Source organism: Rhodococcus sp. AZ1, from assembly GCF_054979605.1.
This window is the reverse complement of record NZ_JBUEQF010000006.1, coordinates 63722-88129: the sequence shown is the minus strand read 5'-3', so window position 1 is coordinate 88129 and position 24408 is coordinate 63722. Positions and strand designations below refer to the sequence as shown.

The 24408-nt window shown below is 68.9% G+C and carries 26 protein-coding genes and 1 pseudogene; 23 read left to right on the top strand and 4 right to left on the bottom strand.

The window, feature by feature from the left end:
* Positions 1-9: 9 nt before the first annotated feature.
* Positions 10-1275 carry an endonuclease/exonuclease/phosphatase family protein gene (locus tag ACY48E_RS09440; RefSeq protein WP_462871898.1) on the bottom strand — a complete coding sequence of 422 codons (1266 nt, stop codon included), beginning with the start codon at positions 1273-1275 and terminating at the stop codon, positions 10-12.
* A gap of 265 nt (positions 1276-1540) precedes the next feature.
* On the opposite strand from ACY48E_RS09440, the gene ACY48E_RS09435 reads away from it, so the two are divergent.
* The gene (locus ACY48E_RS09435; RefSeq protein WP_462871897.1) at positions 1541-2635 is read left to right on the top strand and encodes a GGDEF domain-containing protein; all 1095 of its coding nucleotides are present in this window, start codon (positions 1541-1543) and stop codon (positions 2633-2635) included.
* Here ACY48E_RS09435 and ACY48E_RS09430 read toward each other — a convergent pair.
* A complete protein-coding gene (locus ACY48E_RS09430; RefSeq protein ID WP_462871896.1) occupies positions 2632-3234 on the bottom strand; it encodes a TetR family transcriptional regulator in 603 nt (200 codons plus the stop codon). The genes ACY48E_RS09435 and ACY48E_RS09430 overlap by 4 nt on opposite strands.
* A 114-nt stretch (positions 3235-3348) precedes the next feature.
* On the opposite strand from ACY48E_RS09430, the gene ACY48E_RS09425 reads away from it, so the two are divergent.
* Positions 3349-4395 carry a patatin-like phospholipase family protein gene (locus tag ACY48E_RS09425; RefSeq protein ID WP_462871895.1) on the top strand — a complete coding sequence of 349 codons (1047 nt, stop codon included), beginning with the start codon at positions 3349-3351 and terminating at the stop codon, positions 4393-4395.
* Positions 4392-4970 carry a DUF2567 domain-containing protein gene (locus ACY48E_RS09420; protein WP_462871894.1) on the top strand — a complete coding sequence of 193 codons (579 nt, stop codon included), beginning with the start codon at positions 4392-4394 and terminating at the stop codon, positions 4968-4970. Before ACY48E_RS09425 ends, ACY48E_RS09420 begins: the two co-directional genes overlap by 4 nt.
* On the opposite strand, the pseudogene ACY48E_RS09415 reads toward ACY48E_RS09420, so the two are convergent.
* Positions 4910-5635, bottom strand: a pseudogene (locus tag ACY48E_RS09415) (NUDIX hydrolase); the annotation flags it as partial. The gene ACY48E_RS09420 and the pseudogene ACY48E_RS09415 overlap by 61 nt on opposite strands.
* 88 nt (positions 5636-5723) lie before the next feature.
* Here ACY48E_RS09415 and nadA point away from each other — a divergent pair.
* Genes nadA through hisI form a run of 13 tightly spaced genes read left to right on the top strand, consistent with a single transcriptional unit; the run spans position 5724 to position 16503 of the window.
* Positions 5724-6758, top strand: a complete 1035-nt coding sequence (nadA, locus tag ACY48E_RS09410) for a quinolinate synthase NadA (RefSeq protein WP_462871893.1) — start codon at positions 5724-5726, stop codon at positions 6756-6758.
* A gap of 13 nt (positions 6759-6771) precedes the next feature.
* On the top strand, positions 6772-8364 hold the full coding sequence (locus ACY48E_RS09405) for an L-aspartate oxidase (protein WP_462871892.1): 1593 nt from the start codon (positions 6772-6774) through the stop codon (positions 8362-8364).
* Complete coding sequence (gene nadC / locus ACY48E_RS09400; RefSeq protein ID WP_462871891.1) at positions 8361-9230, top strand: carboxylating nicotinate-nucleotide diphosphorylase; 870 nt, start codon at positions 8361-8363, stop codon at positions 9228-9230. The genes ACY48E_RS09405 and nadC overlap by 4 nt, the downstream gene beginning before the upstream one ends.
* 37 nt (positions 9231-9267) lie before the next feature.
* Positions 9268-9735 (top strand): SRPBCC family protein, encoded by a 468-nt coding sequence (locus ACY48E_RS09395; protein ID WP_462871890.1) that lies wholly within the window; start codon positions 9268-9270, stop codon positions 9733-9735.
* A gap of 37 nt (positions 9736-9772) precedes the next feature.
* Positions 9773-11113, top strand: a complete 1341-nt coding sequence (hisD, locus tag ACY48E_RS09390) for a histidinol dehydrogenase (protein WP_462871889.1) — start codon at positions 9773-9775, stop codon at positions 11111-11113.
* On the top strand, positions 11110-12315 hold the full coding sequence (locus tag ACY48E_RS09385; protein ID WP_462871888.1) for a histidinol-phosphate transaminase: 1206 nt from the start codon (positions 11110-11112) through the stop codon (positions 12313-12315). The genes hisD and ACY48E_RS09385 overlap by 4 nt, the downstream gene beginning before the upstream one ends.
* Positions 12312-12926, top strand: a complete 615-nt coding sequence (gene hisB, locus ACY48E_RS09380; protein ID WP_462871887.1) for an imidazoleglycerol-phosphate dehydratase HisB — start codon at positions 12312-12314, stop codon at positions 12924-12926. The genes ACY48E_RS09385 and hisB overlap by 4 nt, the downstream gene beginning before the upstream one ends.
* The gene (gene hisH, locus ACY48E_RS09375) at positions 12923-13552 is read left to right on the top strand and encodes an imidazole glycerol phosphate synthase subunit HisH (protein WP_462871886.1); all 630 of its coding nucleotides are present in this window, start codon (positions 12923-12925) and stop codon (positions 13550-13552) included. Before hisB ends, hisH begins: the two co-directional genes overlap by 4 nt.
* Positions 13553-13574: 22 nt before the next feature.
* Complete coding sequence (locus ACY48E_RS09370; RefSeq protein WP_462871885.1) at positions 13575-13805, top strand: hypothetical protein; 231 nt, start codon at positions 13575-13577, stop codon at positions 13803-13805.
* A gap of 31 nt (positions 13806-13836) precedes the next feature.
* On the top strand, positions 13837-14583 hold the full coding sequence (gene priA, locus ACY48E_RS09365) for a bifunctional 1-(5-phosphoribosyl)-5-((5-phosphoribosylamino)methylideneamino)imidazole-4-carboxamide isomerase/phosphoribosylanthranilate isomerase PriA (RefSeq protein WP_462871884.1): 747 nt from the start codon (positions 13837-13839) through the stop codon (positions 14581-14583).
* Positions 14580-15398 (top strand): inositol monophosphatase family protein, encoded by an 819-nt coding sequence (locus ACY48E_RS09360; RefSeq protein WP_462871883.1) that lies wholly within the window; start codon positions 14580-14582, stop codon positions 15396-15398. The genes priA and ACY48E_RS09360 overlap by 4 nt, the downstream gene beginning before the upstream one ends.
* Entirely contained in the window at positions 15398-16162 is a 765-nt protein-coding gene (hisF, locus tag ACY48E_RS09355) for an imidazole glycerol phosphate synthase subunit HisF (protein ID WP_462871882.1), read from the top strand. Before ACY48E_RS09360 ends, hisF begins: the two co-directional genes overlap by 1 nt.
* Complete coding sequence (gene hisI, locus ACY48E_RS09350; protein ID WP_462871881.1) at positions 16159-16503, top strand: phosphoribosyl-AMP cyclohydrolase; 345 nt, start codon at positions 16159-16161, stop codon at positions 16501-16503. The genes hisF and hisI overlap by 4 nt, the downstream gene beginning before the upstream one ends.
* Positions 16504-16512: 9 nt before the next feature.
* Here the strand turns inward: hisI and ACY48E_RS09345 are convergent, their stop codons facing one another.
* Entirely contained in the window at positions 16513-17010 is a 498-nt protein-coding gene (locus ACY48E_RS09345; protein ID WP_462871880.1) for a MarR family winged helix-turn-helix transcriptional regulator, read from the bottom strand.
* A 164-nt stretch (positions 17011-17174) separates the two neighbouring features.
* Here ACY48E_RS09345 and ACY48E_RS09340 point away from each other — a divergent pair, with 164 nt between their 5' ends.
* From ACY48E_RS09340 to ACY48E_RS09310, 7 genes are all read left to right on the top strand, one after another.
* Positions 17175-18746, top strand: a complete 1572-nt coding sequence (locus tag ACY48E_RS09340; RefSeq protein WP_462871879.1) for an anthranilate synthase component I — start codon at positions 17175-17177, stop codon at positions 18744-18746.
* Complete coding sequence (locus ACY48E_RS09335) at positions 18743-19429, top strand: TIGR02234 family membrane protein (RefSeq protein WP_462871878.1); 687 nt, start codon at positions 18743-18745, stop codon at positions 19427-19429. Before ACY48E_RS09340 ends, ACY48E_RS09335 begins: the two co-directional genes overlap by 4 nt.
* Before the next feature lie 107 nt (positions 19430-19536).
* The gene (gene trpC, locus ACY48E_RS09330) at positions 19537-20346 is read left to right on the top strand and encodes an indole-3-glycerol phosphate synthase TrpC (protein WP_462871877.1); all 810 of its coding nucleotides are present in this window, start codon (positions 19537-19539) and stop codon (positions 20344-20346) included.
* Positions 20347-20417: 71 nt separating this feature from the next.
* The gene (gene trpB / locus ACY48E_RS09325; protein WP_462871876.1) at positions 20418-21740 is read left to right on the top strand and encodes a tryptophan synthase subunit beta; all 1323 of its coding nucleotides are present in this window, start codon (positions 20418-20420) and stop codon (positions 21738-21740) included.
* Positions 21737-22552: a tryptophan synthase subunit alpha gene (gene trpA / locus ACY48E_RS09320; protein ID WP_462871875.1), complete on the top strand. Its 816-nt coding sequence runs from the start codon at positions 21737-21739 to the stop codon at positions 22550-22552. Before trpB ends, trpA begins: the two co-directional genes overlap by 4 nt.
* Complete coding sequence (lgt, locus tag ACY48E_RS09315) at positions 22549-23568, top strand: prolipoprotein diacylglyceryl transferase (RefSeq protein ID WP_462871874.1); 1020 nt, start codon at positions 22549-22551, stop codon at positions 23566-23568. Before trpA ends, lgt begins: the two co-directional genes overlap by 4 nt.
* Positions 23565-24314: a TM2 domain-containing protein gene (locus ACY48E_RS09310; RefSeq protein ID WP_462871873.1), complete on the top strand. Its 750-nt coding sequence runs from the start codon at positions 23565-23567 to the stop codon at positions 24312-24314. The genes lgt and ACY48E_RS09310 overlap by 4 nt, the downstream gene beginning before the upstream one ends.
* The last annotated feature ends 94 nt before the right edge of the window (positions 24315-24408 follow it).

Sequence of the window (24408 nt, the reverse complement as noted above, 5' to 3'; positions counted from 1 at the left end):
GCTCGCACCCTATCCCGCACCACCGGCCCCCGCGCCGAGCGTGAGGTCCACCCACACCAGTCGGTGGTCGCTGCTGACCGTCGGAGGCATCAGTGCCGCCCCGTCCTCACCGGACGCCGGCCAGAAGACCGCCGACCCCGTGACGGTCAGATCCGTGCTGGGTAGGACGTAGTCCACTCGCAGGTTGCCCGGGTCCGGCGAGGCGAAATCGGCGGTGTCCAGTTCGGCAGGGGTTCGGTGGCCAGGGTCTGCCTGCTCGGCTGCGCCACGAGACGTCGGCTTGGGATCGGTCAGCGACGGTAGGTCGAGAACCTGCTGGATGGTCCCCGGTACCGAGCCGCCGTCGGCCGGGTCGCTGTTCTGATCGCCGAGGAAGACGAACGACGACCCCGACGCCAGTCCGCCGCGCACCCCCTTGTCGTCGTAGAGGTAGTCGGCCTGCGGTCCGCCCCGCAGATAGTCCGCCGACAGGCGAACCTCGTCGTGATTGCGGAGGCCGTTGCGATTCTCCGGGCCGTCGAACGACGGGGGAGTGGGGTGCGAGGCGATGACATGTACGGTGCGCGAGCCGACCTCGACGGGTACGTCCCAGTGCGACTTGCTGGACAGCCGCAGAATATCGGCGTTGGCGCCGTAGTACTCGCGGGGCAGAAGGTTTCCCGGCATGTCCTTCCACAGGAAGTTCTGGAAGGTTCTGACCGCGGCGGTGTCGATCGGGAACTTCGACAGCAGGAGCATTCCGTACTGCCCCGGGAAGGCGCCGAACCCGAACGCGTCATTCGGCCCGTCGGCCTTTCCGTCGCCGTCGAGATCGCGACCGGTGGGAACCCCGGTGTTCACCGGTGCGGTGAACGCGTAGGGATAGTCGACGGGTGTCTGCCCGTTCTGGGACACCGCAAGGTATTTCGAGCGGAAAAGGTCGGCCGCGGCATTGTTGGCCACGTAGTCGAACTCGTTCACGAGCATGATGTCGGGACGGTTCCGCTGAATGATCTCCGCGACCGCCTTGATCTGCGGGTCCGCGCCGGTCGTCAGGTCGGCGACCAGGCGCCCGTCCGTCGCCCGGTTGAGGCTTGCGTTATAGGTCGCCACGCGTATCGACGTCGGTGTCACCGCGGCCTCCGACGGGGTCGATTGCGATGCCGTCGATCCGCTGCTGCACGCACCGACGAGAAGCAGGGTGGCCGCGGCGATTGCGGGCCAGGTCCATCGAAATGTGGTGATCGGGCGAAAAACCGTGGTCGGGCGGAGCGTCGAGGGAAGGCGCAGTCTCATGAACGAAGAATCTATCCGTAGCCCAGCAAACAATCGGTGTACTGCAGGTGTCGAGAGTGTTCGGCGCTCGGCCACGAGCGTCGGACATCTCTGATTGAATCGCAGAGCGCTCGCGATGCCTTCTCGGATCGCTGGTCGGGATATGCGCGGACGGATTGTGGGCCGCCAGATTGTGGGCCTGCGGATTGTGGGCCTACGGATTGTGGGCCTACGGATTGTGGGCCTACGGATTGTGGACCTACGGAAGGTGTGGGGAGCGACAACGGTGATCCGTACGTTCCGGCGCTGGTTGTCCCAGAGCGTCGACTACGACTGGATGGTCGGGTACTTCGAGTCCACGACCAACCTGAAGATCACGCGCGCGCTCATCGGTGGTGCCTGTGTGCTCTTCGCGGCTCTGTTCGTCCTGTTCGCCCTCACCGAGCCGGTGGCACCCTCCGGTGCCGCCATGTGGCTCATCCTTGCCAACGCGGTCGGAACGCTGGCCGTGGGGCTCGCCTGGGTGGTGTGCGACTGGCCCGGTCGGATCATGTCGTTGGCGTTCATCGTCTATGCCGACATCGGGGTCGCGGCGATGCTGCTCCTCCTGGCGGATCCTCTGGTGGCACTACCGTGCGTGCTGCTCTTCGCCGTTGCGACCACCTACACCACGACCTTCCACCCACCGAAGGTGTTCGTTGTGCACCAGCTGTTCGTCGTCGGGGTCGCGGTGGTGCTCCTGGTCCGCTCGCTCGTGACGTACCCGGAACGTGCATCGGTGGCCGTGATCTTCGGATGCGTGATCATGCTGGTGCTGGTCCTGGCGCCGGTGTCGCTCTACCGGCTGCAGATTCAGCAGCGCGCCGACCTCAGTTCGGCGTTCATCGATCCTCTCTCCGGTGTGCTCAACCGTCGAGGTCTTGCCCTCGCGGCGCAGGAGGTGGCCGACCGGGCCGTCATCACCGGCACGGCAGTCGTCGCGGTGGTGGTCGATCTCGACAACTTCAAGTCCATCAACGACACCTACGGACATTTTCACGGTGACCTCGTGATTCGCCGGACGGCCCACACCCTCGGCGGAGCGTTTCCCCTGCCCTCGGCAACCGCACGCACCGGCGGCGAGGAGTTCGCCGTGGTCACCACCATCGGAGTGGACGAGGCCGTGGTGCGCGCTCGCGAGATGATGCGCAGTCTCGAGGCGTTGGAGCTCGGCGCCACCGTCAGCATCGGGGTCGCGTCGGGACCGGTGCGCGCGGGTGCGGACGTCGACCTGGTGCTCTCGTGCGCGGACCGCGCGATGTTCGGCGCCAAGTCACGCGGCGGCAACTGCATCGAGGTCGATTCGGGAGGACCCGCCGGCGGGTCGACGCAGCGACGCTAGCGCTCGGCGCCCTCGGGGTCGCATGCGAAAGCTCGCGCGCCGCCGACGAACAGGGTGAGCCCGAACGTGAACCGGTCGGTTGCCGACGGCGCCCCCACCAGGTCGGCGAGGGTGCTCGCCCGACCGGCCACCGCTCCCATCGAGTCCATCTGCACGCGCGACTGCTCGTCCATCACGGCACCGAGAACGTAGTAGAGCAGTGCGTCTGCGGTGGACTCGCTGTCGGATCGGGTGAGACCACCCGCGACCACCGCGTCGATCAGGAAGGTGCGAACCGGGCTCGACAGGGTGCGCGCCGCCATGGACGACGCCACCACTTCGGCCCCGTCCCGACGTGCGAGCAGGGCCTCGCGCAACGCGATCGCGAGGCTGCGGACGCGTGCGGTCCAGTCCGGGGCGGCGAGCTCGGGAACCACGGGTTCGAGGATGGCGTCCGAGACCGCCCCGAGTAGCGCCTGTTTGTTGGGAAAGTGCCAGTAGAGCGCCCCCGGGCCCACACCCAGAGCGGAGGACAGACGTCGCATCGTCAGATCCGCCAGGCCGTACTCGTCCAGGATGGCCAGGGCACCGTCGACCACGTCCCGTCGGTGGAGCTGCATACGGTGACCCTATCTTGAACGGTGTTCAAGACGCTTCCGACGGTCCGAGCGATCGCATTGCTCGTAGGGTGGGCGCATGAGTTCAGGCGTACCTGCGACCACCGTGCCCGCGTCGTGACGACGGTTGCCCTGGCGCTGGGGAGTGGGGGCGCGAGGGGTTACGCGCACATCGGGGTACTCGAGGTCCTCACCGAGCGCGGCTACGACGTGGTCGCGGTGTCGGGGTCGTCGATGGGGGCACTTGTCGGTGGCCTCTACGCGGCCGGTCGCCTCGAGGCCTACACCGAATGGGTGCGCGGACTCGGGCAGTGGGAAGTGATGAAGCTGCTCGACATCTCCCTCTCCGCCCCCGGCGTGATCCACGCCGACAGGATCCTCGGCAAGGTTCGCGAGATCGTCGGTGACGTCCACATCGAGACCCTTCCCGTTCACTTCACCGCCGTCGCGACCGACTTCGCGTCGGGTCGACCGACCTGGTTTCAGCGCGGACCGGTGGACACCGCGATCCGCGCCTCCATCGCCATCCCGGGGGTGATCACCCCGCACGTGGTCGACGGCAGGGTGTTCGTGGACGGCGGTCTGATCGAGCCGGTGCCTCTGGGGCCACTCATGGCGCACGGCGCCGAGATGATCATCGGTGTGGACCTCGGTGCCGACTCGCCCCGCGTGCACGACAAAGCCGGCGAGCAGGAGCGGCACGGCCTGTGGGAGTCGTTCGTGCGCACCGCGGCGCCGCTGGTGGACAACGACGTGGTCCGCTCACTCGGCGCCATGCTGTTCGGCGCCGACGACGCTGCCTCCGCCGACGCTGCCTCCGCCGCCGCCGAGGCCCCCGCGGTCGAGCCGGACCTCGACACTCGATCGGCCGCGGCGATGAGCAATCTGTCCGCGTTCGCCGTCATGGACCGCTCGATCGACATCATGCAGGAGGCACTCTCGCGCTATCAGTTGGCGTCGTTCCCGCCGGACCTGCTGATCCAGATCCCGCGGACCTCGATGAACAGCCTGGACTTCCACCGAGCCGCCGAGATGATCGAACTCGGTCGCACGCTCACGGAGAAGGCGCTCGACGAGCACGCCGCGCGAACCCTCGCGCCCACTCGGCCGGTGCCGCACGCGTCACCCGCGTCGTCCGACTCCGCTGCGGCCGCCGTCGAATGACCACGCGCAGAGTGCACGTGGTGCTGGCCGTGATCGTGGTCGCGGTGTCGGTGACCGCCGGGGTTCTGTGGGCTCTGCTGGCACCTGCCGAACAACTGACGGTCGTGGCGGCGGATCGCGGAGTTCTTCGTGACGGGGAGAGCGGCACCAGGTTCGCCGCCGTGGCGATCTTCGTGATCGGCGGCGCCGTTCTCGGCGCAGCGACCGCGATCGGCGCGTGGTCGGTGCGGCGGTTGCGCGGGCCCGCGGGAGTGTCGACGGTGGTCGCGGCCAGCGTCGTCGGCTCGGCAGCGGCTGCCGGAATCGGGCTGCTGGTGGCGCGGGTGGTCCACACGCGACCGAGTTCGCCTGCCGTGGGGTCGGTGATCTCCGAGCCTCCCGGTCTGACCTCTGCGGTGGTTCTGGTGGCACAGCCGCTGGTCGCGGCCGTGCTGTTGCTGCTGCTGGCCTTCGTCAGCCGTCGGGACGACCTGGGTGTCACAGGCGTGGACGCCGACGCGGCAGTTGATCTGCCGGGGGGTCTGAGCGCGGCGAACTCGTCGGTGACCCGCAAGGACGATTCGACGAACCGATAGAGGGTTGCCGGGCGGCCGCCCGAGCGTCCGGGTGGGGCGGTGTCGCCGGTGGGTTCGATGACCCCGCGTCGAGTGAGGACGCGTTGAAGATTGGTGGTGTCGACCGTGTGGCCCAGTGCGGCGCAGTAGATCTCCCGGAGAACCGACAGGGTGAACGTTGCAGGCGCCAGAGCGAAGGCGATGTTGGTGTAGCTGAGCTTGGCGGCCAGGCGTGCGCGAGCATGCTCGACCATCACTCCGTGATCGAAGGACGTGGGCGGCAGGGATGTGGCGTCGTGCCACGCGGTGTCGGTGGGCAGCGCCGGTTCCGTTCCGAGGGGTACCAGGCCGAGGAAGGTCGATGCGATCCGTCGCCCGCCCGGTACCCGGTCGGGGTCGGAGAACACGGACAGTTGTTCCAGGTGCGCCACGCGGCGGACGTCGACCTTCTCGGCGAGGTGTCGGCCGGCGGACGAGGGGAGGTCCTCGCGGTCGCCGAGCTCGCCGCCCGGCAGGGACCAGGTGCCGCGACCGGGGTCGAAACCGCGTTCCCACAGCAGGACGGCCAATTCGGTCCGTCCGCTCTCATGTCCCCGCCCGGTCTCATGTCCCTGCCCGGTCCCGTATCTGTGTCGAACCTGGAACACCACACTGAGGACCTCGTGAACGGTGCTAGGATGTGGCATGTTTCCGATCATAAGTCGAAAACCTCGACATCGGAAGCGCCCGATCACACCGCACGGGTGAGGGAGCGCACGGGTGAAGGAGAACGCCATGGCAACCGCGACGACGTGGGCGCAGGAGCAACGAATCCAGGACGGACCCGGCGGCTACAGCGGTGTGGAGCCGAGCCCCGAGTGGGCCACGGAGGTCTCCCGGCTCGCCCGCGAGCGCGGCGCGACGATCCTCGCCCACAACTACCAGCTGCCCGCCATCCAGGATGTCGCCGACCATGTGGGCGATTCGCTGGCGTTGTCGCGGATCGCCGCCGAGGTACCCGAGAACGAGATCGTCTTCTGCGGTGTGCACTTCATGGCCGAGACGGCGAAGATCCTCAGCCCTGACAAGCGCGTCCTGATCCCCGACGCCCGCGCCGGGTGCTCGCTCGCCGATTCGATCGACGCGCGGCAACTGCAGGAGTGGAAGGACGAGCATCCGGACGCCGTCGTGGTGTCCTACGTCAACACCACCGCGGAGGTGAAGGCGCTCACCGACATCTGCTGCACGTCGTCCAACGCCGTCGAGGTGGTGCAGTCGATCGATCCCGAGCGCGAGGTGCTGTTCCTGCCGGATCAGTTCCTGGGCGCCCACGTCAAGAGGCAGACCGGGCGTGAGAACCTTCTGATCTGGGCCGGTGAGTGCCATGTTCACGCCGGCATCAACGGCGACGAACTTGCCGCACGCTCGCGCGCGCACCCGAGCGCCGAACTGTACGTCCACCCCGAGTGCGGCTGTGCCACATCGGCTCTCTACCTGGCCGGGGAGGGATTCCTCCCACCGGAGAAGGTGAAGATCCTCTCCACGGGCGGCATGCTGGACGCCGCCCGCCGCACCGGGGCCACCGAGGTACTGGTGGCCACCGAGATCGGGATGCTCCACCAGTTGCGCAAGGCCGCTCCCGGAGTGGACTTCCAAGCGGTCAACGATCGGGCATCGTGCCGATACATGAAGATGATCACCCCGGCCGCCCTGCTGCGCTGCCTGCGCGAGGGTGAGGACGAGGTGTTCGTCGACGCGGCGATGGCCGAGCGTGCCCGTGCGAGCGTCGAGCGCATGATCGCCATCGGTCAGCCCGGCGGCGGCGAGTGAACGGGAGCCGCGTGTGAGCGGTATCTATGACGCCGAGGTCGACCTCGTGGTGGTCGGCGGCGGCATCGCCGGGCTCGCCGCCACCATCGAGGCGGTCCGGGGCGGGCTCCGCGTGGTCACCGTCGCCAAGGCCGATCCCGGCCAGACGTCGACCAACTACGCCCAGGGCGGCATCGCCATCAGCTACGGCGACGACCTCGCCTCCCACGTCGCGGACACCTGCGCCGCCGGTGCGGGGATCTGCGACGAGGGCGCTGTGTGGTCGATCCTCGCCGGCGGGCCCGCGGCGCTGAACACCCTGACCGGGCTCGGCGCCGTGTTCGATCGCCGCCCGGACGGCTCGTACGCCCTCACCCGTGAAGGTGGACACGCGATCCCGCGCATCGTGCACGCGGGAGGGGACGCGACCGGCGCCGAGGTGCAGCGGGTGCTCTCGGCGGCCGGTCCGACGGTTCTGCTGGGCACGTCCGCGGTGCGCGTGCTCACCGGGCCTCAGGGCGTGAGCGGTGTGCTGGTCTCCGGCGAGCACGGATTCGGGGTGCTGCGCGCACCCGCTGTCCTGTTGGCCACCGGTGGTCTCGGCCAGATGTACGCGTGCAGCACCAACCCGTCCGCCGCCACCGGCGACGGTGTCGCGTTGGCGCTGCGAGCAGGAGCCCTCGTTGCCGATCTCGAGTTCGTGCAGTTCCACCCCACGGTGCTCTTCGACCCGGCCGGTCGTGGTCGTCGACCGCTGATCAGTGAGGCCGTTCGTGGCGAGGGCGCCATCCTGGTCGACCTCGCGGGCGCATCGGTCACCGAGGGCGTTCACCCGATGGGTGACCTGGCCCCGCGTGACGTGGTCTCGCGGGCCATCGCCACCCGACTCCGTGAGCGCGGGGAGGACCACGTGCTCCTCGATGCCCGTGCGATCGAGGACTTCGCCACCCGGTTCCCCACGATCACCGCCTCCTGCCGAGCCGTCGGGCTCGACCCGTCCACCGATCGGTTGCCCGTAGCGCCCGCCGCGCACTACGCGTGCGGCGGGGTGGTCACCGACGTGCACGGTCGCACGCGGGTCCCGGGGCTGTACGCCGCAGGCGAGGTCGCGCGGACGGGCCTGCACGGGGCCAACCGTTTGGCGTCGAACTCTCTGGTCGAGGGCGCTGTGGTGGGCACCCGCGTCGGGATCGCTGCGCGCGAGCGAGCGGGCATGCACCTCGACCCGGCCACCACGGACATCGGCGACGTCCTGGCCGGCTCCTGGTCGGCCCCCGCGCTCGAACGGGACACACTGCAGCACATCATGACCGATCGAGTCGGGGTGATCCGCGACGCGGAGGGTCTCGCCCGCGCCGCCGACGATCTGGCCGCGTCGCCGCGACGGACCATCTCCACGGTCGCCGACGCCGAGGACGCAGCCCTGACCCTGGTCGCGTCGATCGTCACGCGGGCCGCGGCGGAGCGAAACGAAACGCGCGGCGCACACACCCGCCTCGATCACCCGAACACCGACGCCGTGCTGGCCCTCAGCACCGCCTACGCCCTCGATGCCGCCGGAGCCGTGGTGATGGTCGACCCACCAGGCCACACCCCGATCCCCACCCTCACCGGAGCCACGCCATGACAGTCGATCTCGCAGGATCAGGACTCGACCGCGACGAGGTGCTCGCGCTGATCCGCACCGCATTGCACGAGGACCTGCGGTACGGACCGGACGTGACCACCATGGCCACCGTCGACGCCGAGGCTCGCACCACCGCCTCGGTGATCTCCCGATCGCCCGGGACGGTGGCCGGGCTCGACATCGCTCTCCTCGTTCTCGAGGAGGTCGCCGGCCGAGACACCTGGTCGGTGGTCGAACGCCGCCGCGACGGGGAACGTGTCCAGCGCGGCGACGCCGTGCTGACGGTCGATGCGCCGACGCGGCAACTTCTCACCGCCGAGCGGACGATGCTCAACATCGCGTGCCACCTGTCGGGCATCGCCACCGCCACCGCGGCCTGGGTCGACGCCGTCGCCGGTACCGGGTGCGTCATCCGCGACAGCCGCAAGACGCTCCCCGGCCTGAGGGCTCTGCAGAAGTACGCGGTCCGCGCCGGTGGTGGACACAACCATCGCATGGGCCTCGGCGACGCGGCGCTGATCAAGGACAACCACGTGGTGGCCGCGGGGTCCGTGGTCGCCGCACTGCACGCGGTGCGAGCCCTCGCCCCGGACATCGCGTGCGAGGTGGAGGTGGACAGTCTCGAACAGCTGGATCTGGTGCTCGCAGAGGGTGTCGATCTGATCCTGCTCGACAACTTCCCACTGTGGCAGACACAGATGGCGGTGCAGCGACGTGATCGGCTCGCGCCCACCACCCGGCTCGAGTCCTCCGGTGGGCTGACCCTGGACGTGGCGGCCGAGTACGCCGGAACCGGTGTCGACTTCCTCGCCGTCGGGGCACTGACCCACTCGGTGTCCGTGCTGGATCTGGGTCTGGACTTCTGACGTACGACGCGGTGAGGGCCGCCGGTAGGGTTGGATCATGGCAACAGTGAGCGAAGTGGATGCAGGCAAGCGCGCAGTGGCGCGACGGGTGACCGTCAACACCGACCCCGGCGAGATTTTCGCGCTCGTCGCCAACCCGCATCGGCATGCGGAACTCGACGGATCGGGAACGGTTCGGCCCAAGGTGACCGGGCCCGAGAAACTCGCCCCCGGCGACAAGTTCTCGGTGGGTATGAAGCAGTTCGGCCTCCCGTACTCCATCACCAGCGTCGTCACCGAGATCGTCGACGAGGACACGCGCAAGGTGGTCGAGTGGCAGCATCCGGCGGGCCACCGGTGGCGCTGGGAGATGGTGCAGAGCGCCCCCGGTGTCACCGAGGTGACGGAAAGTTTTCTCTACGACACCTCCAAGGGCCCGGCAGTCCTCGAACTGCTCGGCCAGCCCAAGGCCAACGCCAAGGGCATCACGGCCACCCTCGAGAAGCTCGCCGCGCGCTACGCCTGAGCGAGACCGCACACACCCGTCGGAAGGACCGATCTCGATGACCCCCCGCGCCGATCTGCGCCGAATCGACCTGCGTGCCGGGACGCCGTCGACCGCACATCTGCGGTCCGTCCTGCCGCGTGGCGGGGTCGACGTGAACTCGGTGCTGCCCGTTGTAGCGCCCACGGTCGACGCGGTCCGTGAGCGCGGCGCCGAGGCGGCGCTCGAGCTGGGGGAGAAGTTCGACGGTGTGCGTCCGGACACCGTCCGCGTGCCCGCCGCACAACTCGAGGCCGCCCTGGCCGGGCTCGACCCGTCGGTGCGCGCGGCACTCGAAGTGGCCATCGACCGCACTCGACTCGTTCACGCCGACCAGCGCCGCACCGACACCGTCACCCGACCGGCACCCGGGGCCGCGGTCACCGAGAAGTGGGTGCCGGTGGACCGTGTCGGGCTCTACGTTCCCGGCGGTAACGCCGTGTATCCGTCGTCGGTGGTGATGAACGTGGTGCCGGCCCAGATCGCGGGTGTGCGGTCGCTGGTGGTGTGCAGCCCGCCGCAGGCCGATTTCGGCGGACTGCCGCACCCGACCATCCTGGCCGCCGCTCACCTGCTCGGCGTCACGCAGGTATGGGCCGTCGGCGGCGCGCAGGCCGTGGCGTTGATGGCCTACGGCGGCACCGACACCGACGGCACCCCGCTCGATCCCGTCGACATCGTCACCGGGCCCGGCAACATCTACGTCACCGCGGCCAAGCGACTGTGCCGGGGGGTGATCGGGATCGACTCCGAGGCCGGACCCACGGAGATCGCGATACTGGCCGATCACACCGCGGACCCGCAGCATGTCGCGGCGGACCTGATCAGCCAGGCCGAGCACGATGTGCTCGCCGCATCGGTCCTGGTGACCACCTCCGAGGAACTTGCCGACGCCGTCGACGCCGCGGTGACCGCGCAGTTGTCGGTGACCAAGCACGCCGAGCGGGTGGCGACGGCGTTGTCCGGTGAGCAGTCGGGCATCGTTCTCGTCTCCTCGATCGACGACGGCCTGGCAGTGGTCGACGCGTGGGCGGCCGAGCACCTCGAGGTGCAGACCGAGGACGCGGCCGCGGTTGCCGCGCGCGTGCGGAACGCGGGTGCCATCTTCGTCGGGGCATGGTCACCGGTCAGTCTGGGTGACTACTGCGCGGGCTCGAACCACGTTCTCCCGACGGCCGGGTGCGCGCGGCACTCGTCCGGGTTGAGCGTGCAGACCTTCCTGCGTGGCATCCACATCGTGGAGTACACCCGCGACGCCCTCGAGGAGGTCGCCGACCACGTGGTGGCTCTTGCCGACGCGGAGGACCTTCCCGCGCACGGTCGAGCCGTCCGGGCGCGCTTCGAGAGGGTGGCCCCGTGAGCGGGGGTGGCAGCGAGGCCACAGCACTCGGTGTCGGTGTCGCGGGATCCGGTGTCGCGCTGACCGATCTGACGATCCGCGAGAACCTGCGTGGGCTCTCGCCCTACGGCGCTCCGCAGCTGTCGGTGCCCGCGCGTCTGAACACCAACGAGAATCCGCACCCGCCGACCGCCGCTCTGGTCGACGACCTCACCGAATCCGTTCGGGCCGCCGCGCGCGAGCTGCACCGGTACCCCGATCGCGACGCAACAGCGTTGCGCAGCGACCTCGCCGCCTACCTCACGCGGCAGACCGGTGTGCGCGTGGCCACCGAGAACGTCTGGGCGGCAAACGGATCCAACGAGATCCTGCAGCAGCTGCTGCAGGCGTTCGGCGGGCCGGGCCGTACCGCGCTGGGTTTCGTGCCGTCGTACGCGATGCATCCGATCATCGCCGCGGGCACCCAGACCGAGTTCATCGACGTTCTGCGTCGACCCGACTTCGCCGTCGACATCGACGCCGCGGTTGCGCAGGTGCGGAGAAGGGCGCCGGACGTCGTCTTCGTCACCAGCCCGAACAACCCCACGGGGCAGAGCGTCGGACTCGCCGACCTCGAGCGCATCCTCGACGCCGCACCGGGAATCGTGGTGGTCGACGAGGCGTACGCGGAGTTCTCGGCCGAGCCCAGTGCTATCTCGCTCATCGATCGCTTTCCGGCCCGGCTGGTGGTCAGCCGCACCATGAGCAAGGCGTTCGCGTTCGCGGGCGGACGGCTCGGATACCTCGTGGCGGCGCCGGCGATGGTGGAGGCGATGCTGCTGGTCAGGCTGCCCTACCACCTGTCGGTGCTCACCCAGGCGGCCGCGCGGGCGGCCCTGAGACATGCCGACGACACCCTGGCCAGCGTCGCCGAACTCGCGCGGGAGCGCGATCGAGTGGCATCGGCCCTGACCGAGATGGGTTTCGCGGTGATACCCAGCACGGCCAACTTCATTCTGTTCGGCGGGATGATCGACGCGTCGGCGTCCTGGCAGCGCTATCTCGACCGGGGTGTCCTGATCCGGGACCCGGGCATCGCCGGTCACCTTCGGGTGAGTATCGGGCTGGCCGAGGAGAACGACGCCTTCCTCGCCGCGTCCGCAGACATTGCGGCCACCGATCGGACCTACGACGCTGCATCCGCAGGGGACGCCCGTCACCACTCACTGCAGGAGAACCCATGACCGGCCGGACCGCCCGTATCGAGCGCAGCACCAAGGAATCGGACATCACCGTCGAGTTGAACCTCGACGGCACCGGTGTGGTCGACATCTCGACCGGGGTGCCGTTCTTCGACCACATGCTCACCGCACTGGGTACGCACGCGAGCTTCGATCTGTCCGTGCAGGCGAAGGGTGACATCGAGATCGAGGCGCACCACACGGTCGAGGACACCTCGATCGTGCTGGGCCAGGCTCTCGGTCAGGCGCTCGGGGACAAGAAGGGCATCCGCCGATTCGGCGACGCCTTCGTTCCGATGGACGAAACGCTCGCACACGCATCCGTCGACGTCTCCGGCCGCCCGTACTGCGTCCACGTCGGCGAGCCCGACCACATGCTGCACGCGGTGATCGGCGGCTACCCCGGTACGCCGTACGCGACCGTGATCAACCGGCACGTCTTCGAATCCATCGCATCGAACGCGCGCATCGCCCTGCATGTGCGGGTGATCTACGGCCGCGATCAGCACCACATCACCGAAGCCGAGTTCAAGGCGGTGGCGCGTGCGCTGCGCGCCGCGGTAGAACCGGACCCGCGTGTGCTCGGCGTTCCGTCCACCAAGGGAAGTCTGTGACGACGGTAGCGCTGCTGGACTACGGCTCGGGGAACCTTCATTCGGCGGCACGGGCGCTCGCACGGGTGGGTGCGGAGGTCACGGTGACCGGCGACCATGCGGTGGCCCTCGCTGCGGACGGTCTGGTGGTGCCCGGTGTCGGTGCCTACGCGGCGTGCATGGACGGGCTGCGCGGCGTGCGCGGTGACACGCTGATCGATCGGCGGCTCGCCGGAGGACGACCGGTTCTCGGCATCTGTGTGGGTATGCAGGTTCTGTTCGAGCGAGGCATCGAGTTCGGCATCGACAGTCGCGGCTGTGGCCAGTGGCCGGGGGTGGTGGACCGTCTCGAGGCCCCGGTGCTGCCGCACATGGGCTGGAACACCGTCGACGCTCCACCCGAGAGCGTGCTGTTCGCCGGTATCGATCCCGGCACACGCTTCTACTTCGTGCACTCCTACGCAGCGCAGCAGTGGACCGCCGAGCGCAGCGATGTGATCGCTCCGCCACACCTGACCTGGGCGGAGCACGGGGTACGGTTTCTCGCAGCGGTCGAGAACGGCACGCTGGCCGCAACGCAGTTCCACCCCGAGAAGTCGGGAGACGCGGGTGCGAGCCTGCTCGAGAACTGGTTGCGTTCGCTCTGACCGCACCATCGGGGAAGGCGACATGAACGACGAGATCTCCCTCGCGCGGCTGGCGGCCACGGCGCTGGCGGCCGCAGCAGCGTTCCTGATCACCGCGACGGTGTTGATCGCGGTGATCGAACCCGCTCCGGCGGTGGGACTGCTGGTCGCCGGCGCCGCGCTGGTGGGTGTCGTGCTCAGCATCTCGATGCTCTCTCGCCGCGCTGTCCGCCGGATCACCGACGGCACCGACGGCACCGACCCGGAGAAATGAAAACCCGCCGCGGGCAGTACCCTTCTACCTCGTGAGCCTGGTACTTCTCCCCGCAGTCGACGTCGCCAACGGCGAGGCGGTTCGCCTCGTTCAGGGAGAGGCGGGCAGTGAGACCACGTACGGTTCACCGCGCGATGCGGCTCTGGCGTGGCAGCGCGACGGCGCCGAGTGGGTTCATCTCGTGGACCTCGACGCGGCGTTCGGTCGAGGCTCCAACCGCGAACTGTTGGCATCGGTGGTCGGCGAACTCGACGTCAAGGTCGAACTGTCCGGTGGCATTCGGGACGACGAGTCCCTCGTCGCAGCCCTGGCGACGGGGTGCGCGCGCGTCAATCTGGGGACCGCAGCCCTCGAGGACCCGCAGTGGTGTGCTCGCGCCATCGGTGAGTACGGGGACCGCATCGCCGTGGGACTGGACGTGCGAATCGTCGACGGCAGTCATCGCCTGCGGGGCCGCGGATGGGTGAGCGACGGCGGTGACCTGTGGGAGGTGCTCGAACGGCTCGATCGTGACGGTTGCTCCCGCTACGTGGTCACCGACGTCACCCGCGACGGAACGCTCACCGGACCGAATCTCGAACTGCTGCAGCAGGTCTGCGCTGCCACCGATGCGCCCGTCATCGCGTCCGGGGGAGTGTCGACCATCGCCGACCTCGTCGCGATCGCCGAGCTCACCGGTCACGGTGTCGAGGGCTCGATCGTCGGCAAGGCGCTGTACGCGGGGAAGTTCACCCTGCCGCAGGCCTTGGAGGCCGTCTCGGCGCCCGTCCGACCGTGACCGATCTCGATCTCGAAGCGCTGGCGAGCACCGCTCGCGGGCTGTTGCGGGGGGTCCGGGACACCTTCGTCGACGGCGTGGGCGCTCCGAGCAGTGTGCGCAAAGGTCCGGACGATTTCGCCACCGACATCGACCTCGCTCTCGAGCGGCGACTGACCGCCGAACTCGAGGATCGCACCGGGATCGCGGTGCACGGTGAGGAGTTCGGCGGTCCGTCGCTCGAGTCCGGCGCCGTGTGGGTTCTCGACCCGGTGGACGGCACCTTCAACTACTCGAGCGGACTACCCACGGCCGGAATGCTTCTCGCGCTCGTGGTGGACGGTCGCCCACGGATCGGTCTGACGCTGCTGCCGCTCGTCGGCGCCGAGTACTGGGCCGTCGAGGGCGGACCGGTGCACAGCGGCGACACGCCCCTGCCGCCGCTCGCGCCGACGCGACTCGACGAGTCCATCGTCGCGTTCGGGACGTTCAATGCCGCGGGTGGTGGCTCGATACCGGGCGCGGTTCGCGCCCGCATCCTCGGCGAGGTCTCGATCCTGTCCTCGCGTGTGCGGATGCACGGCTCGACCGGTTTCGATCTCGCGTACACGGCAGCCGGGGCGCTCGGCGGGGCCCTGGTGTTCGGATATCGCGCATGGGACAACGCGGCCGGTGCCCTGATGGTGCAGGCCGCCGGCGGGGTGGTGACCGATCTGGCCGGGCAGCCGTGGACCCTCGCGTCACGTTCGGTTCTGGCAGCGGCCCCCGGCGTGCACGCCGAGCTCCTGGACATCGTCGCGGCGGCCACCGCGCCGGTCGTCCCCGAGGAGGTGTGATGACTCTCGCCGTGAGGGTGATCCCGTGTCTCGACGTCGATGGCGGCAGGGTGGTCAAGGGCGTGAACTTCCGGGGGCTCCGTGATGCCGGCGACCCGGTGGAACTTGCCGCGAAGTACGACGCGGACGGGGCCGACGAGTTGACGTTCCTCGACGTCACGGCGTCGTCAGGAGGGCGGGCGACCATGCTGGACGTGGTCACGCGCACGGCGGAGCAGGTCTTCATCCCGTTGACGGTCGGTGGTGGTGTCCGCAGTGTCGCCGACGTCGATGCCCTTCTGCGTGCGGGCGCGGACAAGGTCAGCGTGAACACCGCGGCGATCGCGCGCCCCGAGCTGCTCGGTGAGCTCAGTGCGCAGTTCGGTTCGCAGTGCATCGTGCTCTCGGTCGATGCACGCACCAGCGAGACACCGACGGCATCCGGCTGGGAGGTCACCACCCACGGTGGGCGTCGCGGCACGGGTATCGACGCGATCGAGTGGGCGGTGCGTGGCGCCGAACTCGGCGTCGGCGAGATCCTGCTGAACTCCATGGATGCCGACGGCACCAAGGCCGGGTTCGACCTGGCGATGATCAGCGCGACACGCGCGGCCGTGGCAGTGCCCGTGATCGCGTCCGGCGGCGCCGGTGCTGCCGCGCACTTCGCCCCGGCCGTCCACGCCGGTGCCGATGCGGTGCTCGCGGCGAGTGTCTTCCACTTCGGTGAACTGACCATCGGCGAGGTCAAGGCAGCCATGGCTGCGGACGGGATCACGGTTCGATGAGCCTCGATCCCGCCGTGGCATCGCGGCTCACCCGCACAGCCGACGGCCTGGTGCCCGCGGTGGTGCAGGAGCGCGGCACCGGCCGCGTGTTGATGATGGCGTGGATGGACGACGAGGCGCTCGCGCGCACACTGGCCACCCGCCGGGGCACGTATTTCTCACGTTCGCGGCAGGAGTACTGGGTCAAGGGTGAGACCAGCGGTCACACCCAGTACGTGCACGAGGTACGCCTGGACTGCGACGGTGACACGCTTCTGGTCGTCGTCGACCAGGTAGGGCCTGCCTGCCACACCGGGACCACCACCTGCTTCGATGCGGATGTGCTGCTCGGCGAGCAGTGAACAGAACCTTCAGGGCCGCAGGCCCTGCGCGATCGTACGGTCGATCTGCTCGACCAGTACCAGTCCCAGGGATTCGAGTTCACCCACCTGGGTCTCGGTGAGTCCGTCGAAGATCAGCCGGTGCACGGTCTCGGCGTGACCGGGCGCCGCGGACTCCAACTTTGCGAAGCCCGCATCGGTCAGCACGGCGAACGAGCCGCGGCCGCCCTCGACGTTCTCCCGTCGTACCCAGCCCAGTCGCTCGAGCTTGGTGACCACGTGGGAAAGCCGTGAGAGGGAGGCGGCAGAGTATTCGGCGAGGTCGCGGAGCTTGACCCGGCGGTCCTCCGCCTCGGACAGTGTGGCCAGAACCGTGAAGTCGAAGTGCGTCAATCCCGCGTCACGTTGTAGTTGCGTGTCCAGGGAGGCGGGGAGTCTGGTCAGCACGGGGATCAGTGCGCGCCATGCTCGCTGCTGATCGGGGCTCAACCACCGTGGCTCGCGGGGTTCCTCGGCGGGATGCGCCATGTGCGTGAGCCCTCCTCTCGGTGGTGGCGCAGCCGATGTCTCGGTACGCGGAGGCCAGTCTGCGGCCGGGATGGCCGCCCGTTGAGTGTCGCATCCACCAGTGGTGCTCGTTACAACCGAACCTGATGTTCGGGTCGTCGGCGCCCACCCGGGACACTGAGGGCATGTCTGGCGATTCAGTGACGTCCGCGACGACGACGCGCGAGCAGTTCCGGGCCCTCGCGGCCGAACATCGGGTGGTCCCCGTGGTGCGCAAGGTCCTGGCCGACTCCGAGACCCCCCTCTCGGCGTACCGCAAACTCGGCCGGGATCGGCCGGGGACGTTCCTGCTCGAGTCCGCGGAGAACGGTCGATCGTGGTCGCGGTGGTCGTTCATCGGGGCGGGGTCGCGCTCGGCGCTGACCGTGGTCGATGGTGAGGCGACGTGGATGGGGGAGGTGCCGGTGGGCGCGCCGTCGGGTGGCAACCCGATCGAGGCGCTCGGCGCGACGCTGGAACTGCTTCGCTCCGAACGCCTTCCGGATCTGCCGCCCCTGACCGGCGGCATGGTCGGCTATCTGGGGTACGACGCGGTGCGCTTCCTCGAGCGGCTCCCCGACTCCACGGTCGACGATCTCGGGGTTCCGGCGATGGTGATGCTGCTGGCCACCGACATCGCTGCCGTCGACCACCACGAGGGTGCGATCACCCTCATTGCGAATGCGGTGAACTGGAACGACACCGCGCAGAACGTCGACGCCGCATACGACGACGCGATCGTGCGCCTGGACGAGATGACCGCCGCGCTCGCTGAGGCCTCGCCGTCGACGGTGTCGCAGTTCGCCCGTCCCGCCCCCGAGTTCCGCCGCCGCACCACCTCCCCGGAGTTCGAGGCGGGTGTCGAGCGGCTCGTCTCGGAGATCGAGGCCGGTGAAGCGTTCCAGGTGGTGCTCTCGCAGCGGTTCGAAATCGACACCGACGCGTCCCCACTCGACGTCTACCGGATGCTGCGGGCATCGAATCCGAGCCCGTACATGTACTTGATGCACGTGCCGGACAGCGCGGGCAACACTGCTTTCTCCATCGTCGGGTCCAGTCCGGAATCGTTGGTCACGGTTGCCGAGGGGGTGGCCACCACCCATCCCATCGCGGGAACCCGGTGGCGCGGGGCAACGGAGGAGGACGACATCCTCCTGGCCAAGGACCTGCTCGCGGACGAGAAGGAGAACTCCGAACACCTCATGCTCGTCGACCTCGGCCGCAACGATCTCGGCCGTGTGTGCGCCCCCGGCACGGTGAAGGTGACCGACTACCGCCACATCGAGCGCTACAGCCATGTGATGCATCTGGTCTCGACGGTGCACGGAACCCTCGCCGAGGGTAAGCACGCGATCGACGCGGTCGCCGCCTGCTTTCCCGCAGGCACTCTCTCCGGGGCACCGAAGGTCCGCGCGATGGAGCTGATCGAGGAACTCGAGACCACTCGGCGGGGCATCTACGGCGGAGTGGTGGGGTATCTGGATTTCGCCGGCGACGCCGACACCGCCATCTGCATCCGCTCGGCGCTGATCAAGAACGGCACCGCATACGTGCAGGCCGGTGCAGGGGTGGTGGCGGACTCGGTGGGCGCGTACGAGGATCAGGAGGCGCGCAACAAGGCCATGGCAGTATTGGCGGCGGTGACCGCGGCGCAGACCATCGCCCCGGCAGCGCCGCTTCGAACACACGAGTTCGACTCGCCGGTGGCCGCCCCGTGACCGCCGCCGCCACGCCGCACCGCGACCAACGCCCGCGACGGGCCTCGGCGGTGATCGCCGTGCTGCTCGCATCGTCGGCGCTGGCGCTGTGGGCGGCTTCGCGAATGACGTGGGTCCGCGTGTTCTCCGTCGACGGCCTGGGGGAGGAGCGCACGTCCGTTCTGGTCGGCGGGACCTGGGCAGCGGCCACCACGCCACTGGCACTGGTGCTGGTGGCGGCGGTTGCCGCAATGTTCGCCGTCCGTGGTCGGTGGACGCTGGTGGTGGCCGCCCTCGTCTCACTGGTGGCAGTGCTGGCCGCGGTACCCGCTGCGACGCTGATCGTCTCGGGTGCGGACGCAGGCACCGCATCCGCTCTCGCCGAACTTCCCGATCGGGCCGACGTCTCGCGCGTCGAGATCTCCGTCGCGCCGGCTCTGCTCGTGCTGCTCGCGTCGGTTCTGGGGGTGATCGCCGCGATCGCCATCGTTCGGTCATCGGGAGCACGGCGAGGGTTGTCCGGTCGCTACGACGCCCCGGCGGTACGTCGGGAGCGGGCGGGTGCTGCGACCGCCGAGCGGGCCGAGCGCGCCGGCACCGACGCCGACGGCACCGTCGAACCCAGCCAGCGCGAGATCTGGGACGCGCTCGATGCGGGGATCGATCCGACGGCCGAGGCCGGTGAGGACCCGGGTTCGCGGTGACGAGCCCACCCGCCGACGTCCGAAAGGTCCGATGCCTCTACTCTGTGGAGCACTGGACGGGCGAGCATTGATGCGATCACCTGTCGGAAAGGACAGTGGGGGCTCTGATGACGGTTCTCGATTCGATCCTCGACGGTGTGCGTGCGGACGTCGCGGCCCGTGAGTCCGTGGTGGACTTCACCTCGATCAAGTCCGCCGCACGGTCGGCTCCCGCTCCGCTCGACGCCGCCGCTGCGCTCCTCGAGCCGGGCATCGCGGTGATCGCCGAGGTCAAGAGAGCAAGCCCCTCCAAGGGCGCGCTGGCCGACATCCCTGACCCGGCGATCCTGGCCTCGGCCTATGAGGACGGCGGTGCCCGCATCATCAGCGTGCTCACCGAGGAGCGCCGATTCAGCGGCTCCCTCGCCGATCTCGACGCTGTTCGTCGTGCGGTGAGCATCCCGGTCCTTCGCAAGGACTTCATCGTCGGGCCCTACCAGATCCACGAGGCACGGGCGCACGGCGCCGACCTGATCCTGCTCATCGTGGCAGCCCTCGAGCAGGAGGCGCTGGTATCGCTGCTCGATCGCACCGAGTCGCTCGGTATGACCGCGCTGGTGGAGGTCCACACCGAGGAGGAGGCCGACCGCGCGCTCGAAGCCGGTGCCAGCGTGATCGGTGTGAACGCCCGCAACCTCAAGACCCTCGAGGTCGACCCGGACACCTTCGGTCGCATTGCGCCGGGTCTGCCGTCGGGTGTGATCCGCGTCGCCGAGTCGGGCGTACGGGGTACGGCCGATCTGCTGGCCTACGCCGGCGCCGGCGCGGATGCAGTGCTGGTGGGTGAAGGGTTGGTCACCAGTGGCGATCCTCGCGCTGCGGTGCGCGACCTCGTCACGGCGGGAACCCATCCCTCGTGCCCCAAGCCCGCTCGCTGAGCGGCACCGATACACGCCAGTTCGGCCGACCCGGCTGCCCGGACGCGCGTCCGGTGGGGCAAACTCGAGGGGTGACGATCAGCGAGATCCCGTCCTCCAGCTTCGGCATCACCGAGCGCACCACGCACGACCCCGACGCCGGTGGCCACTTCGGCAAGTACGGCGGCCGGTACGTTCCCGAGGCGCTGATGGGCGTCATCGAGGAGGTCACCGCGGCCTACGAGAAGGCCCGTGCCGATCGAACCTTCCTCGACGAACTCGACCGGCTCCAACGCGACTACACCGGTCGCCCCTCACCGGTCTTCGAGGCCACGCGGCTGGCGGAGCACGCCGGTGGCGCACGCATCTTCCTCAAGCGCGAGGACCTCAACCACACCGGTTCGCACAAGATCAACAACGTGCTCGGCCAGGTGCTCCTCGCGCAGCGGATGGGCAAGACCCGTGTGATCGCCGAGACGGGGGCCGGGCAGCACGGTGTGGCCACGGCCACCGCGTGTGCGCTGCTCGGTCTCGAGTGCGTGGTGTACATGGGCGAGGTGGACACCGAGCGACAGGCCCTCAATGTCGCGCGAATGAAGCTGCTCGGTTCGCAGGTCGTGGCGGTCAAGTCCGGCTCACGCACCCTCAAGGACGCGATCAACGACGCGTTGCGCGACTGGGTGACCAACGCCGAGAACACCTACTACTGCTTCGGCACGGTTGCCGGACCGCACCCGTTCCCGATGATGGTGCGTGACTTCCAGCGCATCATCGGACTCGAGGCGCGTGCTCAGATGCTCTCCTCCGTGGGACGGCTGCCGGACGCGATCGGCGCCTGTGTCGGCGGCGGGTCGAACGCGATCGGCATCTTCCACGCATTCATCGACGACCCCGATGTTCGTCTGATCGGTTTCGAGGCCGCAGGCGACGGCGTCGAGACCGGTCGCCATGCAGCGACGATCGGTGCGGGCTCGCCCGGCGCACTGCACGGGGCCTTCTCGTACCTGCTCCAGGACGAGGACGGACAGACCATCGAGTCGCACTCGATCTCGGCCGGGCTCGACTACCCCGGTGTCGGGCCCGAGCACTCCTACCTTCACGATGTCGGGCGCGCCGAGTATCGGCCCGTCACCGACGCTGCGGCCATGGACGCCATGCGACTGCTCTCGCGCACCGAGGGCATCATCCCGGCCATCGAGACCGCCCACGCCATCGCCGGAGTGATCGAACTCGGCCGGGAACTCGGCGACGGCGCGCTGATCCTGGTCAACCTCTCCGGGCGCGGGGACAAGGACATGGACACGGCGGGCAAGTGGTTCGGCATCCTCGACAGTGCGGGCCGCATCACCGACACTGCGGGCCGAAACGGCGACGCTGAGCCCGGCCCGGACTACAGCGAAGGAACGCGCGCGTGAGCACCGAGCAGACCCCCGCCCGATCACGGCTGCAGCAGGTGTTCGACACCGCCCGCTCGGAGCACCGCGCGGTTCTCGTGGGCTACCTGCCTGCCGGATACCCCACCGTGGAGAAGTCGTGCGAGGTCGTGCGCACGCTCGTCGAGGCCGGATGCGACATCGTCGAGGTCGGCATCCCCTACACCGACCCGGTGATGGACGGCCCCACCATCGCCGCGGCAGCCGATACCGCCCTGCGCAACGGCGCCAAGGTCAAGGATGTCTTCTCCGTGGTCGAGGCCGTGGCGCAGGCCGGTGGCAACGCCGTGGTGATGACGTACTGGAACCCGGTGATGAAGTACGGGGTCGAGGCCTTCGCCGCAGACCTCGCCGCCGCGGGCGGGGTCGGCATGATCACCCCTGATCTCATCCCCGACGAGGCCGACGACTGGCTGGACGCCTCGCGCGCCCACGACCTCGACCGCATCTTCCTCGTCGCGCCATCGTCGACGCCCGAGCGTCTGGCCCGGACCGTCGACCTCTCCAGCGGGTTCGTCTACGCCGCGTCCACGATGGGTGTCACGGGTGCTCGCGACGCGGTGTCCTCGATGGCGCCGGCGCTGGTGACCCGCATCCGCGAGCACTCCGACATCCCGATCGGGGTGGGCCTGGGCGTTCGATCGGGTGCGCAGGCCGCCGAGATCGCCGGGTACGCCGACGCCGTGATCGTGGGGTCCGCCCTGGTGGCGGCCGTCGACGACGGGCTCGATGCGGTGGCAGCCCTGACCGGCGAACTCGCAGCGGGTGTGCGCTCGGCTAACGTGTCCTCGTGACATCGCCCTCCGCAGCAGTCCTGGCCTACATCCCCAGCCCACCCCAGGGGGTCTGGTACGTCGGCCCGCTCGCACTACGTGCGTACGCGTTCTTCATCATCGTCGGCATCATCCTGGCCGTGATCTGGGGAGATCGCCGATGGGTCGCCCGTGGCGGTGAGTCCGGCACGGTGCTCGACGTCGCTGTCTGGGCCGTCCCCTTCGGACTGATCGGAGGCCGCGTCTACCACGTCCTCACCGATGCATCGACGTACTTCGGTGAGGGCGGTCGTCCGATCGACGCGCTCAAGATCTGGAACGGCGGCCTCGGAATCTGGGGCGCCGTGTTCTTCGGTGGAGTCGGGGCATGGATCGCCTGTCGTCGCCGCGGTGTGCCGCTACCGGCGTTCGGTGACGCAGTGGCGCCGCCGATCCTCCTGGCTCAGGCCATCGGTCGGATCGGCAACTACTTCAACCAGGAACTCTACGGCCGCGAGACCACCGTGCCGTGGGGTCTGCAGATCTTCCAGCGGGTCGACGCGAACGGTCGGATCGACAACCTCGGTGGCGTGTCCAACGGGATCGTCGAGCGCGTCGTGCATCCGACGTTCCTGTACGAGATGCTGTGGAATCTGCTGATCGTCGTGCTGCTCGTGGTGGTCGACAGGCGGTTCTCGATCGGCCGCGGACGGCTCTTCGCGCTGTACGTGGCCGGGTACTGCCTGGGACGCTTCGGCGTGGAGCTCATGCGTGACGACTACGCCACCCGCATTCTCGGCATCAGGATCAACGTCTTCACCGCGAGCATCGTGTTCGCCCTCGCCGTGATCTACTTCTTGCGAGCACCACGCGGCCGCGACGAGCCCGAGTCACTTCGGCCCGGGGGCACTTCCGCCGACGTAGCCGGCGACGGTGGGTCCACCGGCGAGGAGTCGCAGGACGGCCCGGACAGCGATGGCCCCACCGAATCGAGTACGGCAGGGAAGTCGGGTACGGCAGGGAAGTCGGGTACGGCAGAGAAGGGGTCCACACCATGAGCACACCCGATTCACCCCGGGCCGATTCACCCCAGCCCGGGATGGATCTGACGAAGCGGATCGAGAAGGACATCGAGAAGGACATCGAGAAGGACGAGGTCACGGACTTCCCGGTGTACGCCACCCCCGTCGATCCTCCGGTGCAGTATCCGCCGCTTCTGGAGCAGCCCGGCTACCCCCAGCCGGGTTACCCCCAGTCGGGTTATTCCGACCAGGGCCACTCCCAGCAGGGGTTTCAGCAGCCGGGATACGGACAGCAAGGGTTCCAGCAGCCGGGGTTCCAGCAGCCCGGGTATGGACAGCAGGGGTTTCAGCAGCCCGGGTACGGACAGCAGGGGTTTCAGCAGCCAGGGTTTCAGCAGCCCGGGTATGGACAGCAGGGGTTTCAGCAGCCGGGCTACGGACAGGGCGGGTATCCGCCGGCCGGGTTCGCGGGGTACGGGTTCGACCCGCAGGCGCCCTACGGTCGTGATCCGCAGACGGGGGAGCCGTACTCCGACAAGTCGCGCCTCGCGGCCGGCCTGCTGCAGATCTTCCTCGGTGGCTTTGGCATCGGCCGGTTCTACATCGGATCGACAGGCATCGCGCTCACCCAGCTGATCTTGACCATCGTCGGGTTCTTCGGGCTGTTCGTGATCGTCGGGATCTTCATCCTCATGGGCGTCGGCGTCTGGGCGCTCGTCGACGGGGTCATCATCCTCACCGGTGGTGCGCGTGACCCACAGGGGCGTCCGCTCAAGCCGTGACAGGTCTACCACGACCCGTCCCACGGCCCGGGTGCACGTCGTGCTGCTGATACTCTGATCGAGCGGTGTTCGTGCATCCCTGCCTGGTCTCTCG

Bases quoted from the DNA above. Each gene is read 5' to 3' on its own strand.
- ACY48E_RS09310 (WP_462871873.1), top strand. From the start codon at position 23,565: ATGAGCACACCCGATTCACCCCGGGCCGATTCACCCCAGCCCGGGATG.
- ACY48E_RS09430 (WP_462871896.1), bottom strand. From the start codon at position 3,234: ATGCAGCTCCACCGACGGGACGTGGTCGACGGTGCCCTGGCCATCCTG.
- ACY48E_RS09370 (WP_462871885.1), top strand. From the start codon at position 13,575: ATGAACGACGAGATCTCCCTCGCGCGGCTGGCGGCCACGGCGCTGGCG.
- hisI (WP_462871881.1), top strand. From the start codon at position 16,159: ATGAGCCTCGATCCCGCCGTGGCATCGCGGCTCACCCGCACAGCCGAC.
- ACY48E_RS09395 (WP_462871890.1), top strand. From the start codon at position 9,268: ATGGCAACAGTGAGCGAAGTGGATGCAGGCAAGCGCGCAGTGGCGCGA.
- hisD (WP_462871889.1), top strand. From the start codon at position 9,773: ATGACCCCCCGCGCCGATCTGCGCCGAATCGACCTGCGTGCCGGGACG.
- hisB (WP_462871887.1), top strand. From the start codon at position 12,312: ATGACCGGCCGGACCGCCCGTATCGAGCGCAGCACCAAGGAATCGGAC.
- ACY48E_RS09340 (WP_462871879.1), top strand. From the start codon at position 17,175: ATGTCTGGCGATTCAGTGACGTCCGCGACGACGACGCGCGAGCAGTTC.
- ACY48E_RS09345 (WP_462871880.1), bottom strand. From the start codon at position 17,010: ATGGCGCATCCCGCCGAGGAACCCCGCGAGCCACGGTGGTTGAGCCCC.
- hisF (WP_462871882.1), top strand. From the start codon at position 15,398: ATGACTCTCGCCGTGAGGGTGATCCCGTGTCTCGACGTCGATGGCGGC.
- nadC (WP_462871891.1), top strand. From the start codon at position 8,361: ATGACAGTCGATCTCGCAGGATCAGGACTCGACCGCGACGAGGTGCTC.
- trpC (WP_462871877.1), top strand. From the start codon at position 19,537: ATGACGGTTCTCGATTCGATCCTCGACGGTGTGCGTGCGGACGTCGCG.
- nadA (WP_462871893.1), top strand. From the start codon at position 5,724: ATGGCAACCGCGACGACGTGGGCGCAGGAGCAACGAATCCAGGACGGA.
- ACY48E_RS09420 (WP_462871894.1), top strand. From the start codon at position 4,392: ATGACCACGCGCAGAGTGCACGTGGTGCTGGCCGTGATCGTGGTCGCG.
- ACY48E_RS09440 (WP_462871898.1), bottom strand. From the start codon at position 1,275: ATGAGACTGCGCCTTCCCTCGACGCTCCGCCCGACCACGGTTTTTCGC.